Genomic DNA, 14,546 nt, shown 5'->3' with positions numbered 1-14,546 from the left:
CCTTCCTCGGCCCGGGGCGCGCAGCCCTCGAGCCCGATGGTGGATCGCGTCACGCGGCGCGTGGCACGAGCGGCCTGCGGCGGAGCCGCTGGGGCCGGATGCGCAAGCCGTCGGAGACGGGCTCGACGTCGATGGGCACCTCGTAGGCGGCGCTGAGCCGCTCGGCGGTCAGCACCTCCTGCGGGGTGCCGGTGGCCTGGATGCGGCCGCGCACGAGCAGCACGACCTCGTCGGCGACCTCGGCGGCCTGCTCGAGGTCGTGCAGCACGATGCCCACCGCGACACCGTCGTCGGCGAGGTCGCGCACGATCTCGAGGATCTCGCGCTGGTAGCGCACGTCGAGGTAGGTCGTGGGCTCGTCGAGCAGCACGATGCCCGTCTGCTGCGCGAGGCACGTGGCGAGCCAGACGCGCTGGCGCTGCCCGCCGGAGAGCTGCGCGACGGGGTGGCCCGAGAGATCGGCGATGCCCGTCGCCGCCATGGCGCGGTCGATCACGTCGGCGCCGTCGGGGTCGCCCGACCGGAAGCGCCCGCGGTGCGCGAAGCGGCCGTACGCGACGACTTCGCGGACGCTCACGCCCGAGGGGTCGGGATGCGACTGCGCGAGCAGCGCGATGCGGCGCGCGAGCTCGCGCTCCCCCAGGCCCGACGCGTCGGCGCCGTCGGCGAAGACGACGTTGCCGTGGGTGGGCCGGTGCAGCGCCGTGAGGCCGCGCAGCAGCGTCGACTTGCCGCTGCCGTTGGGGCCGACGAGCGCGGTGACGGTGCCGGGCGTCAGGGCGACGGATGCGTCGTGGACGATCCGCTCTCGGCCGTACGCGAGCGACACGTCGGTCGCGCGCAGCGCCTCAGGACCCGTGATCACGAAGTAAGGCTAGCCTTACCTCACCCGCCCGCGCAATTCGGGGCGGCACCGCAGCGTCAGCGCGTCAGGCCGAGAGCTCCTCGATGTCGTCGGCGGTGAGCACGACGGGCGCCTCGTCGCCCGAGACCGATTCCTTCGTGACGATCACGCGCTCGACGCCCTCGCGGCTCGGCACCTCGAACATCACCGGCGCGAGCACCGTCTCGAGGATCGAGCGCAGGCCGCGGGCGCCGGTCTTCCGCTCGACGGCGAGGTCGGCGATCGCCTGCAGCGCCTCGGGCTCGAAGTCGAGCTTCACGCCGTCGATCTCGAAGATGCGCTGGTACTGCTTCACGAGCGCGTTCTTCGGCTCGGTGAGGATCTCGACGAGCGCCGACTGGTCGAGCGGCGACACCGTCGCGATCACCGGCAGGCGGCCGATGAACTCGGGGATGAGCCCGAACTTGTGCAGATCCTCCGGCAGCACGTCCTCGAAGACGTTGAGGTCGGGCTTGAGCGAGGCGACCGGGGCGCCGAAGCCGATGCCGCGCTTGCCGGCGCGGCCGGCGATGATGTCCTCGAGGCCCGCGAAGGCGCCGGCGACGATGAAGAGCACGTTCGAGGTGTCGATCTGGATGAACTCGGAGTTCGGGTGCTTGCGCCCGCCCTGCGGCGGCACCGATGCGACCGTGCCCTCGATGATCTTGAGCAGCGCCTGCTGCACGCCCTCGCCCGAGACGTCGCGCGTGATCGACGGGTTCTCGGCCTTCCGCGCGACCTTGTCGATCTCGTCGATGAAGATGATGCCGGTCTCGGCGCGCTTGACGTCGAAGTCTGCGGCCTGGATGAGCTTGAGGAGGATGTTCTCGACGTCCTCCCCCACGTAGCCCGCCTCGGTGAGCGCTGTGGCGTCGGCGACCGCGAACGGCACGTTGAGCTGCTTCGCGAGCGTCGACGCGAGGTAGGACTTGCCGCAGCCCGTCGGGCCCACCATGAGGATGTTGGACTTCTGGATCTCGACGCCCTCGCCCGCCGTGTCGGCCGACTCGAGCTGCTGCGACGCCGCGATGCGCTTGTAGTGGTTGTAGACCGCGACCGCGAGCGACCGCTTGGCGCTCGCCTGCCCGACGACGTACTCCTCGAGGAACTCGAAGATCTCGCGCGGCTTCGGCAGCGTGAAGCCCTCGGGCGCCGAGGCCTCGCCGGCCTCGGCCATGCGCTCCTCGATGATCTCGTTGCAGAGCTCGACGCACTCGTCGCAGATGTAGACCGCGGGACCCGCGATCAGCTGCTGCACCTGCTTCTGGCTCTTGCCGCAGAACGAGCACTTCAGCAGATCGCCGCTCTCGCCCAGTCGCGCCATCTCGCACCTCTTGATCGTCGTCGAACGCAGGCTGCGCCCGTGCCTCCAGGGTAGAACAGGCCGCCGACACCGCCGTCGACCACGCCGCCGGGGCCGGAATCGCCGCCGATAGGCTGGAGGCATGCTCGCCCACGTCGCCGCGATCGCGGCCCTCATCGCCCTGCCCGCCCACGCATCCGTCATCGGCACCACGCCCGCCGCGGGCGACGTCGTGACCGAGCAGCCGGGCACGTTCAGCGTCGTGATGAACGAGGAGATCCTCTCGGTCGAGGGCGCCGACAGCGCGAACGCGCTGCAGGTGACGGATGCGTCGGGCCGCTTCTACGGCGACGGGTGCGTCGCCGTCGACGGCGACACGATCTCGCTCGACGCGCAGCTCGGCGAGGCGGGCGACTACGCCATGACGTTCCAGGTCGTCTCGGCCGACGGGCACCCGGTCTCCGACACGATCGCGTTCTCCTTCGAGCCCGCCGAGGGCGAGGCCGGCGCGCCGGGCGCCGCCGAGGCGCCCGTGTGCGGCGTGGCCGCGCCCGACGCGACCTCGGACGGCGGGACGGCCGCCGCATCCGCCGACCCGGAGGCCGTCGCGCCCGGCGCGGTGCCCGGCGAGGAGTCGCCGAGCGGTGACGACGGCGGCGCGTTCCCCTTCCTCGCCGTCGGCGTGCTCGCGGTGCTCGCCGTGCTCGCGGTCATCGCCTTCCGCGCCAACCGGCTGCGCGGGGAGCTCCGCGAGCGGCGCGACGAGGGCAGCGCGCTCGACGAGGAGCAGCGGCTGCTCGAGCAGGAGCGGCGCGAACGCGAGCAGCGCGACCAGGGCTGAGCCCGGCACGACAAGAGGGCCGGCACCACGATGGTGCCGGCCCTCTCGTCGTCGGGCGCGTCAGCCGGCCAGCTGGCCGACCGACGTCTTGCGGCTCGAGAGCACCTGGTCGATGAGGCCGTACTCGAGCGCCTCCTCGGCCGAGAGGAACGTGTCGCGCTCGATGTCCTTCGAGACGCGGGCGACGTCGTGGTTCGAGTGCTTCGAGAGCGTCTCCTCGAGCCACTCGCGCATGCGCAGCACCTCGCGCGCCTGGATCTCGATGTCCGAGGCCTGGCCGCGGCCGGCGTCCGAGGTCGCCGGCTGGTGGATGAGGATGCGCGCGTTCGGGAGCGCGAGGCGCTTCCCGGGCTCGCCCGCGGCGAGCAGCACCGCGGCCGCCGAAGCGGCCTGGCCGAGGCACACGGTCTGCACGGCGGGGCGGATGTACTGCATCGTGTCGTAGATCGCCGTCATGGCCGTGAACGAGCCGCCGGGCGAGTTGATGTACATCACGATGTCGCGATCCGGGTCCTGCGACTCGAGCACGAGCAGCTGGGCCATGATGTCGTCGGCCGAGGCGTCGTCGACCTGCACGCCGAGGAAGATGATGCGATCCTCGAACAGCTTCGCGTACGGGTCCTGGCGCTTGAAGCCGTAGGCGGTGCGCTCCTCGAAGCTCGGCAGGATGTAGCGCGAGCCGGGCATCTGGAGGGCGCTGCCGCCCGCCTGGAACGTGGGGGTCTCCATCAGTTGCCGCCCTCCTGGTCGGTCGACGCATCCGACGTGCGGTCGTCTGCCGCCGCGCTCGTCGTGACGCCGTCGTGGTCGGTGCCGCCGCCGCCGGCGACGTCGGTCGCCGACTCGCGCACGTGGTCGACGAAGCCGTACTCGAGCGCCTGCTGCGCCGTGAACCAGCGGTCGCGGTCGCCGTCGGCGTTGATCTGCTCGACCGTCTTGCCGGTGCGCGACGCGGTGATCTCGGCGAGGCGCTTCTTCATGTCAAGGATGAGCTGCGCCTGCGTCTGGATGTCGCTCGACGTGCCGCCGAAGCCGCCGTGCGGCTGGTGCAGCAGCACGCGCGCGTTCGGCGTGATGTAGCGCTTGCCCGCGGTGCCCGAGGTCAGCAGCAGCTGCCCCATCGAGGCGGCCATGCCGATGCCGACGGTGACGATGTCGTTCGGCACGAACTGCATCGTGTCGTAGATCGCCATGCCTGCCGTGATCGATCCGCCGGGCGAGTTGATGTAGAGGTAGATGTCCTTGTTCGGGTCCTCTGCGGCGAGCAGCAGGATCTTCGCGCAGATCTCGTTCGCGTTGTCGTCGCGCACCTCCTCGCCGAGCCAGATGATGCGATCCCGCAGGAGCCGGTCGAAGACCGACGGCGGGAAGACGGGTTCAGCCACAGGTGACTCCTTCTCTCGGTTGCTCTCAACCCTAGGCGAGCGGAGGGCGCGCGCCGGGCCGTGTTCGCCGCAGGCGGAGGCATGCGAGAGGCCGGGCTCGCGCCCGGCCTCTCACGCCTGCTGGAGGCGCCGGATCAGTCCTCGGCGTGCTGCGCCGCGAGCTTCGCCTCGGTCTCCTTGATGGCTGCCTCGACGTCGTCCTCGCCGATCTCGTCCGACTCCGCCGGCGGCAGGAAGTCCGACAGGTCGACCGTCTCGCCCTTGTCGTCGACGACCGTCACGCGGCCGAGCAGCGTCGAGAGGGTCTTGCCGCGCAGGATGTCGCCGAGCAGCACCGGCAGCTGGCCGTTCTGCTCGAGCGCCTGCACGAGGTCCTGCGGCGACATGCCGTACTGCGCGGCCTGCTGCACGATGATCTGGGTCAGCTCCTGCTGGGTGACCTGGAGGTTCTCCTCCTCGGCGAAGCGGTCGAAGAGCATCTGCTGCTTGAGCAGCTTGCGGGTCTCCTGGCGCACCTCCTCGCCGTGCTCGGCGTCCTCGGCGCGGTTCTCGGCCTCGAGGTGGCGAACGACCTCGTCCTCGACGACCTGCGAGGGGACCTCGATCTCGACGGCCTCGATGAGCTCGTCCTGGAGGCGCTGGCGCGCCTGCTCGGCCTGGCCGAGGCGCTTCGAGCGGCCCGCCTGCTCGGCGAGGTCGGCCTTGAGCTCGTCGATGGTGTCGAACTGGCTCGCCATCTGGGCGAAGTCGTCGTCGGCCTCGGGCAGCTCGCGCTCCTTGACGGCCTGCACGGTGACGCTCACCTCGGCGTCCTTGCCGGCGTGGTCGCCGCCGACGAGGGTCGAGGTGAAGGTGGTCTCCTCACCGGCGGTGAGCGACTCGACGGCCTCGTCGACGCCGTCGATGAGCTCGCCCGAGCCGACCTCGTACGAGATGCCGGAGGCCGAGTCGACGACCTCGCCGTCGATCGTCGCGGTGAGGTCGAGCTGCACGAAGTCGCCCTTGGCGGCCGGGCGGTCGACCGTGACGAGCGTGCCGAAGCGGCTGCGGAGCTCGTCGAGCTCGGTCTGCACCGCGTCGTCGCCGACCTCGATCGCGTCGACCGTGATGGTGCGGCCGTCGACCTCGGGGAGGTCGAAGTCGGGGCGCACGTCGACCTCGATCTCGAGCACGAGGTCGCCCGAGAAGTCCTTGACCTCGGGCCACGCGGTCACGTCGGCCTGCGGGCGGCCGAGCGGGCGGATGCCGGCCTCGGCGACGCCCTGCCGGTAGAACTCGTCGATCGACTCCGAGACGGCCTGGTTCAGGATCTGCTCGCGGCCGACGCGCTGGTCGATGATCGCGGCCGGCACCTTGCCCTTGCGGAAGCCCGGCACGCTGATCTGCTCGGCGACCTCCTTGTAGGCCTGGTCGATGGCGGGCCGCAGCTCGTCGGGCTCGACGTTGATGACGAGCTTGGTGCGCGTGTTCTCGATCTTCTCGACCGTGGTCTTCACGAGGTGGTCTCCTGAGTGGTTCGTGGATGTGCCGGCCCTGCCGGCCGTCAGCGCGATGGCACGCCGAGACCGCCACGACGGGCGGGCTGTCCTGCGAGTCTACCGGCCGGGCGCGTCGGAGCCGCAATCCGGGCGTTCGCCCGCGACGAACCACCGACATGCCCGCCGCGCTGCTCGACGCGCAGGCCGTGATCGCACGGCCTGCGATACTCGCGATCGTGGAGATCGACGTCGAGCAGTGCCTCGTGCGCGCCGCCGACGGCGACGAGCGGGCCTTCGCCGACCTCTACGACGCCACCGCGCCGCGCGTGTTCGGGCTCGTGCTGCGCATCCTCGTCGACCGGTCGCAGGCCGAGGAGGTCGCGCAGGAGGTCTACCTCGAGGCGTGGCGCAGCGCCCGGCGCTTCGACCCCGCGCGCGGCGCGGCCATCAGCTGGCTGCTGCAGATCGCCCACGCCCGCGCCGTCGACCGGGTGCGCTCGTCGCAGGCGCAGCGCGACCGCGACGCGCGCATCGGCGTCCGCGACGTCGCCGTGCCGGTCGACGAGGTCGCCGAGCACGCGGAGGTCGCGCTCGAGTCGGCCCGCGCCCGGCAGGCGCTCGCCGAGCTGAGCGACGTGCAGCGGCAGGCGATCGAGCTCGCCTACTTCGGCGGGCTCACCCAGACCGAGATCGCCGAGCGGCTCGAGACGCCACTCGGCACCGTGAAGACACGCATGCGCGACGGCATGCACCGATTGCGAGAGATCCTGGGGGTGACGACGTGACCGGGCGCGAGGACGACATCGCCGGCGGGCCGGCGCATGAGCGCGAGGTCGATGGGCTCGCCGCCGCGTACGCGCTCGACGCGCTCACGCCCGAGGAGCGCGCGCGGTTCGAGGCGGAGGCCTCGCCCGCGGCGCTGCGCGAGGCGGCGCTGCTCGCCGAGACGGCCACGCACCTCGCCGACGACGAGGTGCCGCCGCCGGCGAGCCTGCGTGCGGGCGTGCTCGGCGCCATCCGCGCCGAGCCGCAGCTGCCCGCCGAGCCGACCGACGCATCGGCTACCGCGCCGCCCCCCGAGGCACCGGCGTCGACGGCCGCCGCTCCCCCGCAGCCCGAGCGCGCGCCCGGGCCCGCCGAGCGCCGCGCCCGCGCCCGCTGGCGCCCCATGCGCGTCGTCGCGGCCATCGCCGCGGGCGCCGCGCTGCTCGCGGGCGGCATCGCGATCGGCGCGCAGCTCGGCGACGGTCGGCAGGAGGCGCTCGGCGCGGTCGTCGCGGCTTCCGATGCGCAGCGCAGCGAGATCGAGCTCGCCGACGGCGGGACGGCGACCGTCATCTGGTCGCAGCAGCGCGCCCAGACGGTGCTGCTCTTCGACGGCCTCCCCGCCGCGCCGAGCGGCAGCACCTACCAGGCGTGGTACATCGACGCGGCCGGGCCGCGCAGCGCCGGCACCTTCGAGGCCGCGGGCGCGAGCACCGCCGTGCTGCTCGAGGGGCGGTGGGATGCGGGGGTCGCCGTGGGCGTCACGGTCGAGCCCGAGGGCGGGTCGGAGGCACCGACGACCGAGCCGTTCCTCGTCGTGCAGACCTGACGCATCCACCCCCGCCCCGCCGCGGCGACGCGCCCCGCGCGGCGGACGACGAGCAGCGGGGGCGAGGTGCCAGGATCGAGCGGTGTCAGACTCCGCGCGCAGCCGCACCCGCCTGGGCCCCACCGCCATCGTGTTCGCCTCGGTGGGCCTCGTGGCGATGTGGAGCTCGGGGTTCGTCGGCGCCGAGCTCGCCGCCCGCGCCGGCGGCGAGCCCATCACGGTGCTCGCGTGGCGGTTCGCCGTGCTCGCGGGCGTCCTCGTGGCGGTCATGCTGCTCGCGCGCCGCCGCTGGCCGTCGTGGAGCAGCTGGCGCCGGCAGGGCACGATCGCGCTGCTGAGCCAGGCGGGCTACCTGCTGCTCATCTTCGAGGGCGTGCGCTTCGGCGTCGACGGCGGCACGGCGGCGCTCATCGCGGCGCTGCAGCCGATGCTCGTCGCGACCGTCGCCGGGCGCATCCTCGGCGAGCGGGCGAACGGATGGATGTGGGCAGGCATGCTGCTCGGGTTCGGCGGCGTCGCGCTCGTCGTCTCGGGGCAGGTCGGCGCCTCGGGGGCGCCGCTGTGGGCGCACGCGCTGCCGCTCGGCGCGGTGCTGTGCCTCTCGGCGGGGACGCTGCTGCAGCGCCGCTGGCACATGCACGACGACCTGCTGCAGACGATCACGATGCAGTCGATCGTCGCGGGCGCCGCGTTCATGCTCGTCGCGCTCGTGCGCGGGCACGCCGCTCCCCCGGCGACGCCCGAGGTGTGGGCGGCGGTGCTGTGGCTCGTGGTGCTCTCGAGCCTCGGCGGCTACGTGCTCTACGTGACGGTCACCCGCTCGCACGGCGCGACCTACGTCTCGACGATGCTCTACCTGACCCCGCCGACGACGATGCTGTGGGTGTGGCTCGTCTTCGGCGTGCCCGTGTCGCTCCTCGGCCTCGTCGGGCTCGCGGTCGCGGCGGTCGGCGTCGCGGTCGTGCTCGTGGCGCAGCGGCGCTCGCGCACGTAGTCGGGCAGAATCGCCCCATGGGCGCGGGCGCAGCGGCGAGCGGAGCCGCGCTGCCGCGCCTGCTGTACGTCGAGGACGACGCGTCGGTCGCGGAGATGGTGCTCGAGGTGCTGCGCGAGCACTACGAGGTCGACCATGCCGGCGACATCGCCGCGGCCCGGCGGCAGCTCGCGACGCACCGGTACGCGGTGGTCGTCGTCGACCGGAGGCTGCCCGACGGCGACGGGCTCGCGATCGTCGCGAGCCTCCGAGCGGCGCGCCTGACGACGCCGGTGCTGCTGCTCACCGCCCTCGACGCGGTCGACGACCGCGTCGCAGGGCTCGACGCGGGTGCCAACGACTACCTCGCGAAGCCGTTCGACCTCGAGGAGCTGCTCGCGCGGCTCCGGGCGCTGCGCCGCGGCTTCGCGGCCGACGCGGCGCGGCGCGACCTCGGCAGCTGGACCTTCGTGGCCGAGCCCGCCGCCCTCTACGGGCCCGACGGCCGACGCGTGCCGCTCACCGCGACCGAGACCCGGCTGCTCGCGCTGCTCACCGAGAGCCCCGACCACGTCTTCACGCGCGAGGAGATCCTCGGGTCCGTGCTCGGCGGCGGCCGCTCGCTCGCCTCCGTCGACGCGCTCGTGCACTACCTGCGGCGCAAGAGCGACCCCGGCGTGGTCGACACCGTCCGGGGCCGGGGCTACCGCGCGGGTGCGCCATGAGCGACGACGCCGACCGCCGGCGGGTGCGCGCCGCGGCGCTTCGGGTGGGCGCGTGGGTCGGCGCGGCCTCGGCGGCGACGATCGTCGTGGGCGTCGCCATCCTGCTCGGCGTGCTCTCGGCCACCGCGCGAGCCGAGCGCGACGAGCCGCCGTGGGGCGACGCGCTCGTCGTCGACGTCGACGACGTCGTGCCGGTCGTCGTGCTCCTGGGGGTGCTCGGCGTCCTGCTCGTCGCAGGCATCGCCGCGCTCGCCGCTCGGCGGGCCGCTGCGCCGCTCGGCGAGGCGCTGCGCGCCCAGCGCACGTTCGTCGCCGACGCGAGCCACGAGCTGCGCACGCCCCTGACGGCGCTCTCGACGCGCATCCAGCTGATCCAGCGCAGGCACGCGCGCGGTGAGCCGTTCGAGGCGGAGCTCGCTCGCCTGCGGGCGGATGCGGACGCGATGGACGACGTGCTGACCGACCTGCTGCTCGCGGCCGAGGATGCGGCCGCGCCCGATCGCAGCGCCTCGGTCGCCGCAGCGATGCACGAGGCGGAGGCGCTGCTCGCGCCGCTCGCGGAGCGCCGCGGGATCGCGCTCGACGTGCGCGTGCACGCCCCGGTCGCCGCGCGCGTGGCACCTGCGACCCTCGTGCGGATGCTCGTGGCGCTCCTCGACAACGCCCTGCAGCACGCGCCGGAGGGATCCGCCGTCACGGTCACGGCGGATGCCGACGGCGGCCAGGTCGCCCTCCGCGTCGCGGATCACGGCGCCGGCATCCCCGTCGCCGAGCACGAGCGCATCTTCGAGCGGTTCGCGAGCGCCGAGGGCGAGGGCCGACGGCGAGGATTCGGGATCGGGCTCGCGCTCGTCCGGCAGGCATCCGAGCGCGCCGGCGGCAGCGTGCGGATCGAGCGCTCCTCCCCCGCCGGCACCGTCATGCTGCTGCGGCTCCCGCGCGCCTAGCGTGCTGCGATCGCTTCGGCGGTGACCGCCTCCGCCGTCACCACCTCGGCCTGGCCGACCCACCGTCGCACCGTGCCATCCGGGGCGACGACGAGCCCCGAGCGCGTGCCCGCCTCGCCGATCCACGACAGGTCGGCCGCCCCTGCGACGACCGCTGCGGTCGCCCATGCGTCGGCCTCGGTGAGCCCGTCGGCGACCACCGTCGCTGCGACGGCGCCGAGCGCCGGCCGGCCGGTCGTCGGGTCGACGATGTGCGATCCGCGCTCGACCGTGCCCGAGGTCGCGACGGCGCCGTCCACGACCTCGACGACGGCGAGCAGGCCGCCCGGCGCGAGCGGATCCGTGATGCCGATCCTCCACGTCCAGTCGGCGCCCGGCGCCGTCGCGAGCTGCATGTCGCCGCCGGCGTTCATACCGACCGCGACGACGCCCGGCACCGCGAGCAGCGGCGCGAGCTCGAGCGCGACCGCCCGCTCGACCGCCCAGCCCTTCGCGAGGCCGGTCGGGTCGAAGCCGCCCCGCCAGCCCGCCGAGACCCGGCCGTGCGTGGCGTCCTCCATCTGCCGGCACCGCTCGGCGAGCTCGTGCACGAGCGGGTGCGCGTCGGCCCAGTCGAGGTCGCCGGAGCGCAGCCGCTCGACCTCGGAGTCGGCCCGATACGTCGAGCACAGCGCGTCGATGCGGCGCACCTCGCCGATCGCCGCATCAGCCGCCCCCGCCGCCCGTGCCGCGAGCGACGCGTCGGCGCCGGCTGCCAGGTGCACGTGGACGCTCACCGCGGTGCCCATCACGCGGGCGACCCGCGTGATGCGTCGCCCCTCGACGCGCGTCACGGTCGGGCTCCGTCGATCGCGCTCTGCAGCGACTGCACGTAGCCCTCGCTCGTGTAGGTCGCGCCCGAGACCATGTGCACGTCGGCGCTCTGCGCGCTCAGCGTCTCGGTGACGAGCTGGGGCACCGCCCGCGCGCTCAGCTGCGCGTCGCGGGCGTTGGCGTCGGGCGCCTGCGGCACGTCGACCGCGGTGATCGCGCCGCCGTGCACGGTGATGACGACGTCGACCGGCCCGTACGGCGTCTGCACGACGCCGCCGTCGTGGACGCCGTCGACGAGGCCCGCGGCGTCCGCCCCCGCGTGCCCCGCCGACGACGGCGCGGTGCCGGCCGACGGCCGCTGCCCCGTCGAGCCGTCGCCCGCCGCCGAAGTGCCGTCCTGCGGAGCCGATGCCGATGCATTCGCCGCGTGGTCGCTCGGGAGCACGGGCAGCATCGCGCCGGTCGAAGTGCGATAGGTGAGCAGCAGGACGAGCCCGCCGAGCGTCGCGAGGACGCTGAAGATGATGCGCCGCATGGCCGCCTCTCAGCTCGTGAAGGATTCCTGGTGGATGCGGCCGGGCTGCACCCCGGCGCGGAAGAGGTCGTGGCGCACGGCCGATGCCCACGCATCCGGACCGCAGAGGTAGATGTCGACGTCGCGGACGTCGACGAGCGAGCGCACGAGGTCGGCGCCGTCCCATCCCTCCCAGTCGCTCGGCAGCCACGACGAGCGGCCGCCGGCTCGCGGGCCGTGCAGCGGCACGTGCCGGACGCCCCTGCCCTCGACGAGCGCCCGCACGTGCTCGCCGCCGAGCAGGTGCTCGGGCGCGGAGTCGCGCGTGACGAGGGTCGCCTCGCCCCAGCCGTACGGCTCCTCGTCGAGGATCGCGAGCAGCGGCACGACGCCCGAGCCGGCGCCGAGCAGCAGCAGCGAGCGCGTGCGGCGGGCCTCGCCGGTGAGCACGCCGAGCGGGCCCTCGACGATCGCCCGGACTCCGGGTCGCAGGTCCCGCAGCCGCGCGGTGCCGTCGCCGACGAGGCGCGCGACCAGCACGAGCTCGCCGCGCCTGGGCGACCTCGCGAGCGAGAACGGGTGGCCGCGCATCCACCCCGGCCCGTCGAGGAAGCGCCAGATGAGGAACTGGCCCGCGCGCGCCCCCAAGCGGTCGAGGTCGCGCCCGCGCACGTGCACCCGCACGCCGGTCGCCCCGTCGCGCTCGACCGACGCGACGCGGAGGTCGTGCCGCAGCGAGCGCACGACCGGCAGCACGATCCGCCAGAGCACGATGCTGCCGACAGCCGCGATCCACAGCGCCCACCAGTAGCCGGCCGCGAGCGGCGTGCGCAGGTCGGTGCCGGTCCACAGCATGTGCGGGATCGCGAGGCCGACCCCGAGGTAGGCGTAGAGGTGCAGCAGGTGCCACGACTCGTAGCGGATGCGAGCGCGGGCCCGGCGTGCCGACGTCACGACGACGAGGATCATCAGCAGCGTCGCGGCTGTCGCGAGCAGCATGCCGGGGTAGCCCCAGACGAGCGCCCACAGCTGCAGGAGCGGCTGCATGCCGCTGTCGGCGGCGTAGCCGAGCACGAGCAGCACGATGTGCGCGACGAGCAGCCAGAACGACCACATGCCCACCGCTCGGTGCGAGCGCGTCAGCACGTCGTGGCCGAAGGCGCGCTCGAACAGCGGCACCCGTGCCATGAGCAGCACCTGGTAGAGCAGCAGGTTGGCCGAGACGAGGCCGGTCATCCGACCCATCGAGGCGAGCGCTCCGCCCGGGAGCCGCGTGAGCTCCTGCGCCCCGCCTCCGGCGAGCCAGAGGACGGCCACGCCGACGCTCGTCAGCCACAGCACGCCGATGGCGGCCCGCCGCCAGAGCCGCCGGCTCCGCGCTCCCCGTGGTGCCCGCTCGAGCGCCGGGGCGGGGGTGTCCGGCGGGGCTTGCGTCGTGTCCATGCCTTGAGGGTGCGCCTCGGCCTCCAAGACGACCCCAAGACTGGCGAACCGATCGCAACCGCATGGCGATCCCATAGCCGGTGCGGGCTCGCGCGCTCAGGCGATCCCTCCGCTCCGGGAGTAGCGTCGTCGCCCATGGAGCCGTCTGCACCGCCACCGCCGGGCGGCTCGCGCCCGCGCCGGATCTCTGCGGCCGAGCAGGGCCCCGAGGCCGAGCGCCGCCAGGACACGACCGTCGGATTGGTCGAGCTGACGCGGTGGCGCACGCCGATCGGCCGCGCGCTCGCAGGGGTGGCGCACCGCATCGGCGCGCTCCTCGGACCGCACGCCGCGCTCGTGCTCGTGCTCGTCATCGGGCTCGCCGTGACGACCGCGCTCGGCTTCCTCGCCGCCGAGGTCTACGACGCGGTGACCGATCGCGACGGCGTCGCGGGCGTCGACCGGCCCGTGCTCGATGCGATCCTCGCCGTCCGCGATCCCGCGACCGCGGTCGTCGTCACGCACTTCACCGACTTGGCCGGCACCGTCGGCATGCCGCTCATCGCGATCGGTGCGCTGCTCGTGCTCGGCATCCGCCGCCGGTCGTGGACGCCGCCCATCCTCATCGTCGCCGCCGGCGCCGGATCGCTCCTCATGACCGTCGCGGGCAAGCTCGTCGTCGGCCGCGACCGCCCGCCGCTCGCCGACGCGGTGCCGCCCTACGAGCTCTCCGCCTCGTTCCCGAGCGGGCACACGCTCAACGCCGTCGCGATCCTCGGGATCGTCGCCTACCTGCTGATCCTGCGACGGCACCACGCCTGGTCGCGCGCCGCGATCATCGTCGGCGCCGTGGTCGCGACCGTGCTCGTCGCGGCGAGCCGCGTCTACCTCGGGCACCACTGGGTGACGGATGTCGTGGCCGGGTGGCTGTTGGGCGCCGCCTGGCTCGCGATGGTCATCACCGCGCATCGCCTCTACCTGACGCTGCGGGCGGACCGCGTGGAGCCGCTCACGGAGCGGGCGTCTGGCCCGCCTCCGTCGCGGTGAACCACGCGAGCCACCCCGCATCCGTCTCGTGCACCTCGTAGGAGCCGCAGAGGAGCACCTCGTCGGGCAGCTCGCCCGCGTCCTCGAAGCCGCCGTAGCGACCGTCGAAGGGCAGCGAGGAGCGCGCGCCGGCGTCGCACCCTGTCGGCGCGCTCCCGGCGTAGGCGATCACCGCGTGCGTCTCGTCGGTCGTCGCGGTCGTGCGGATGTCGGCGGCGTCCTCCGGCAGCCATGCCGGCATGGGCACGCCGACCCAGCCGCTCGCGGCCTCCGCGCGGGTGTCGAAGGATTCGCTGTGCACGCCCTCGAGGGTGTCCTGGATGCTCGCGCATCCGGTGAGCCCCGCGAGGGCGATGGCGGCGGCCGCGGCTGCGGCTGCGGCTGCGGCTGCGGTGAGGGTGGTCTGGCGTCTCGTCATGCCTCCATCCCAGCGCGAGGCATCCGCACGTCGCGTCGGGCGCGGGGCGGATCGCTGTCGTCCTCCGGGATGATCCGCGTCGCTCGCGACGGCTGCTGGCGTCGCACTGCGGGACGAACGCCTCTTCCGCGGCATCCGTGATCTGGCGAAGATCGGAGTGAGCGGGAGTCCTCCCGCATCCACGCCGCTCGGAGGAAGGGAGT

Annotated in this window: 16 protein-coding genes; 7 read left to right on the top strand and 9 right to left on the bottom strand. The window is 73.8% G+C overall.

Going from position 1 to position 14,546, the window contains the following annotated elements:
- Positions 1-49: 49 nt before the first annotated feature.
- The gene (locus tag BLT67_RS12800; RefSeq protein WP_231945509.1) at positions 50-865 is read right to left on the bottom strand and encodes an ABC transporter ATP-binding protein; all 816 of its coding nucleotides are present in this window, start codon (positions 863-865) and stop codon (positions 50-52) included.
- 64 nt (positions 866-929) lie between these two features.
- The gene (gene clpX, locus BLT67_RS12795) at positions 930-2,207 is read right to left on the bottom strand and encodes an ATP-dependent Clp protease ATP-binding subunit ClpX (RefSeq protein ID WP_092667362.1); all 1,278 of its coding nucleotides are present in this window, start codon (positions 2,205-2,207) and stop codon (positions 930-932) included.
- Between the two features lie 121 nt (positions 2,208-2,328).
- On the opposite strand from clpX, the gene BLT67_RS12790 reads away from it, so the two are divergent.
- Positions 2,329-3,027, top strand: coding sequence for a copper resistance CopC family protein (locus BLT67_RS12790; protein ID WP_092667361.1), 699 nt, complete (start codon positions 2,329-2,331; stop codon positions 3,025-3,027).
- 60 nt (positions 3,028-3,087) lie between these two features.
- On the opposite strand, the gene BLT67_RS12785 is transcribed toward BLT67_RS12790, so the two are convergent.
- From BLT67_RS12785 to tig, 3 genes are all read right to left on the bottom strand, one after another.
- Positions 3,088-3,756 carry an ATP-dependent Clp protease proteolytic subunit gene (locus BLT67_RS12785; RefSeq protein ID WP_092667360.1) on the bottom strand — a complete coding sequence of 223 codons (669 nt, stop codon included), beginning with the start codon at positions 3,754-3,756 and terminating at the stop codon, positions 3,088-3,090.
- A complete protein-coding gene (locus BLT67_RS12780) occupies positions 3,756-4,412 on the bottom strand; it encodes an ATP-dependent Clp protease proteolytic subunit (protein WP_231945508.1) in 657 nt (218 codons plus the stop codon). The genes BLT67_RS12785 and BLT67_RS12780 overlap by 1 nt, the downstream gene beginning before the upstream one ends.
- 134 nt (positions 4,413-4,546) lie before the next feature.
- Positions 4,547-5,908 carry a trigger factor gene (tig, locus tag BLT67_RS12775; protein ID WP_092667359.1) on the bottom strand — a complete coding sequence of 454 codons (1,362 nt, stop codon included), beginning with the start codon at positions 5,906-5,908 and terminating at the stop codon, positions 4,547-4,549.
- Between the two features lie 218 nt (positions 5,909-6,126).
- On the opposite strand from tig, the gene sigK reads away from it, so the two are divergent.
- From sigK to BLT67_RS12750, 5 genes are all read left to right on the top strand, one after another.
- Positions 6,127-6,675 (top strand): ECF RNA polymerase sigma factor SigK, encoded by a 549-nt coding sequence (sigK, locus tag BLT67_RS12770; RefSeq protein WP_231945507.1) that lies wholly within the window; start codon positions 6,127-6,129, stop codon positions 6,673-6,675.
- Complete coding sequence (locus tag BLT67_RS12765) at positions 6,672-7,484, top strand: anti-sigma factor (protein ID WP_157674358.1); 813 nt, start codon at positions 6,672-6,674, stop codon at positions 7,482-7,484. Before sigK ends, BLT67_RS12765 begins: the two co-directional genes overlap by 4 nt.
- Before the next feature lie 82 nt (positions 7,485-7,566).
- On the top strand, positions 7,567-8,478 hold the full coding sequence (locus BLT67_RS12760; protein WP_197674422.1) for a DMT family transporter: 912 nt from the start codon (positions 7,567-7,569) through the stop codon (positions 8,476-8,478).
- Between the two features lie 17 nt (positions 8,479-8,495).
- Positions 8,496-9,182 (top strand): response regulator transcription factor, encoded by a 687-nt coding sequence (locus BLT67_RS12755; protein WP_092667356.1) that lies wholly within the window; start codon positions 8,496-8,498, stop codon positions 9,180-9,182.
- Positions 9,179-10,129 (top strand): sensor histidine kinase, encoded by a 951-nt coding sequence (locus tag BLT67_RS12750; protein WP_092667355.1) that lies wholly within the window; start codon positions 9,179-9,181, stop codon positions 10,127-10,129. The genes BLT67_RS12755 and BLT67_RS12750 overlap by 4 nt, the downstream gene beginning before the upstream one ends.
- Here BLT67_RS12750 and BLT67_RS12745 read toward each other — a convergent pair.
- Genes BLT67_RS12745 through BLT67_RS12735 form a run of 3 tightly spaced genes read right to left on the bottom strand, consistent with a single transcriptional unit; the run spans position 10,126 to position 12,899 of the window.
- A complete protein-coding gene (locus tag BLT67_RS12745; RefSeq protein WP_231945506.1) occupies positions 10,126-10,962 on the bottom strand; it encodes an FAD:protein FMN transferase in 837 nt (278 codons plus the stop codon). The genes BLT67_RS12750 and BLT67_RS12745 overlap by 4 nt on opposite strands.
- Positions 10,959-11,477, bottom strand: a complete 519-nt coding sequence (locus BLT67_RS12740; protein ID WP_092667354.1) for an FMN-binding protein — start codon at positions 11,475-11,477, stop codon at positions 10,959-10,961. Before BLT67_RS12740 ends, BLT67_RS12745 begins: the two co-directional genes overlap by 4 nt.
- Positions 11,478-11,486: 9 nt before the next feature.
- On the bottom strand, positions 11,487-12,899 hold the full coding sequence (locus tag BLT67_RS12735; protein WP_092667353.1) for a ferredoxin reductase family protein: 1,413 nt from the start codon (positions 12,897-12,899) through the stop codon (positions 11,487-11,489).
- A gap of 135 nt (positions 12,900-13,034) precedes the next feature.
- Here BLT67_RS12735 and BLT67_RS12730 point away from each other — a divergent pair, with 135 nt between their 5' ends.
- Positions 13,035-13,925 (top strand): phosphatase PAP2 family protein, encoded by an 891-nt coding sequence (locus BLT67_RS12730; protein WP_092667352.1) that lies wholly within the window; start codon positions 13,035-13,037, stop codon positions 13,923-13,925.
- Here BLT67_RS12730 and BLT67_RS12725 read toward each other — a convergent pair.
- On the bottom strand, positions 13,888-14,343 hold the full coding sequence (locus tag BLT67_RS12725; protein WP_092667351.1) for a hypothetical protein: 456 nt from the start codon (positions 14,341-14,343) through the stop codon (positions 13,888-13,890). The two genes, BLT67_RS12730 and BLT67_RS12725, sit on opposite strands and share 38 nt — an antisense overlap.
- Between the last annotated feature and the right edge of the window lie 203 nt (positions 14,344-14,546).

Source organism: Agrococcus carbonis (assembly GCF_900104705.1).
Taxonomy (GTDB): Bacteria; Actinomycetota; Actinomycetes; order Actinomycetales; family Microbacteriaceae; genus Agrococcus; species Agrococcus carbonis.
This window is presented reverse-complemented; position numbering and strand designations above follow the sequence as displayed.

Excerpts from the sequence above, each read along its gene's own strand:
- BLT67_RS12785 (WP_092667360.1), bottom strand. The coding sequence starts at position 3,756 with ATGGAGACCCCCACGTTCCAGGCGGGCGGCAGCGCCCTCCAGATGCCC.
- BLT67_RS12740 (WP_092667354.1), bottom strand. The coding sequence starts at position 11,477 with ATGCGGCGCATCATCTTCAGCGTCCTCGCGACGCTCGGCGGGCTCGTC.
- BLT67_RS12735 (WP_092667353.1), bottom strand. The coding sequence starts at position 12,899 with ATGGACACGACGCAAGCCCCGCCGGACACCCCCGCCCCGGCGCTCGAG.
- BLT67_RS12730 (WP_092667352.1), top strand. The coding sequence starts at position 13,035 with ATGGAGCCGTCTGCACCGCCACCGCCGGGCGGCTCGCGCCCGCGCCGG.
- BLT67_RS12725 (WP_092667351.1), bottom strand. The coding sequence starts at position 14,343 with ATGACGAGACGCCAGACCACCCTCACCGCAGCCGCAGCCGCAGCCGCA.
- clpX (WP_092667362.1), bottom strand. The coding sequence starts at position 2,207 with ATGGCGCGACTGGGCGAGAGCGGCGATCTGCTGAAGTGCTCGTTCTGC.
- BLT67_RS12790 (WP_092667361.1), top strand. The coding sequence starts at position 2,329 with ATGCTCGCCCACGTCGCCGCGATCGCGGCCCTCATCGCCCTGCCCGCC.
- BLT67_RS12750 (WP_092667355.1), top strand. The coding sequence starts at position 9,179 with ATGAGCGACGACGCCGACCGCCGGCGGGTGCGCGCCGCGGCGCTTCGG.
- BLT67_RS12755 (WP_092667356.1), top strand. The coding sequence starts at position 8,496 with ATGGGCGCGGGCGCAGCGGCGAGCGGAGCCGCGCTGCCGCGCCTGCTG.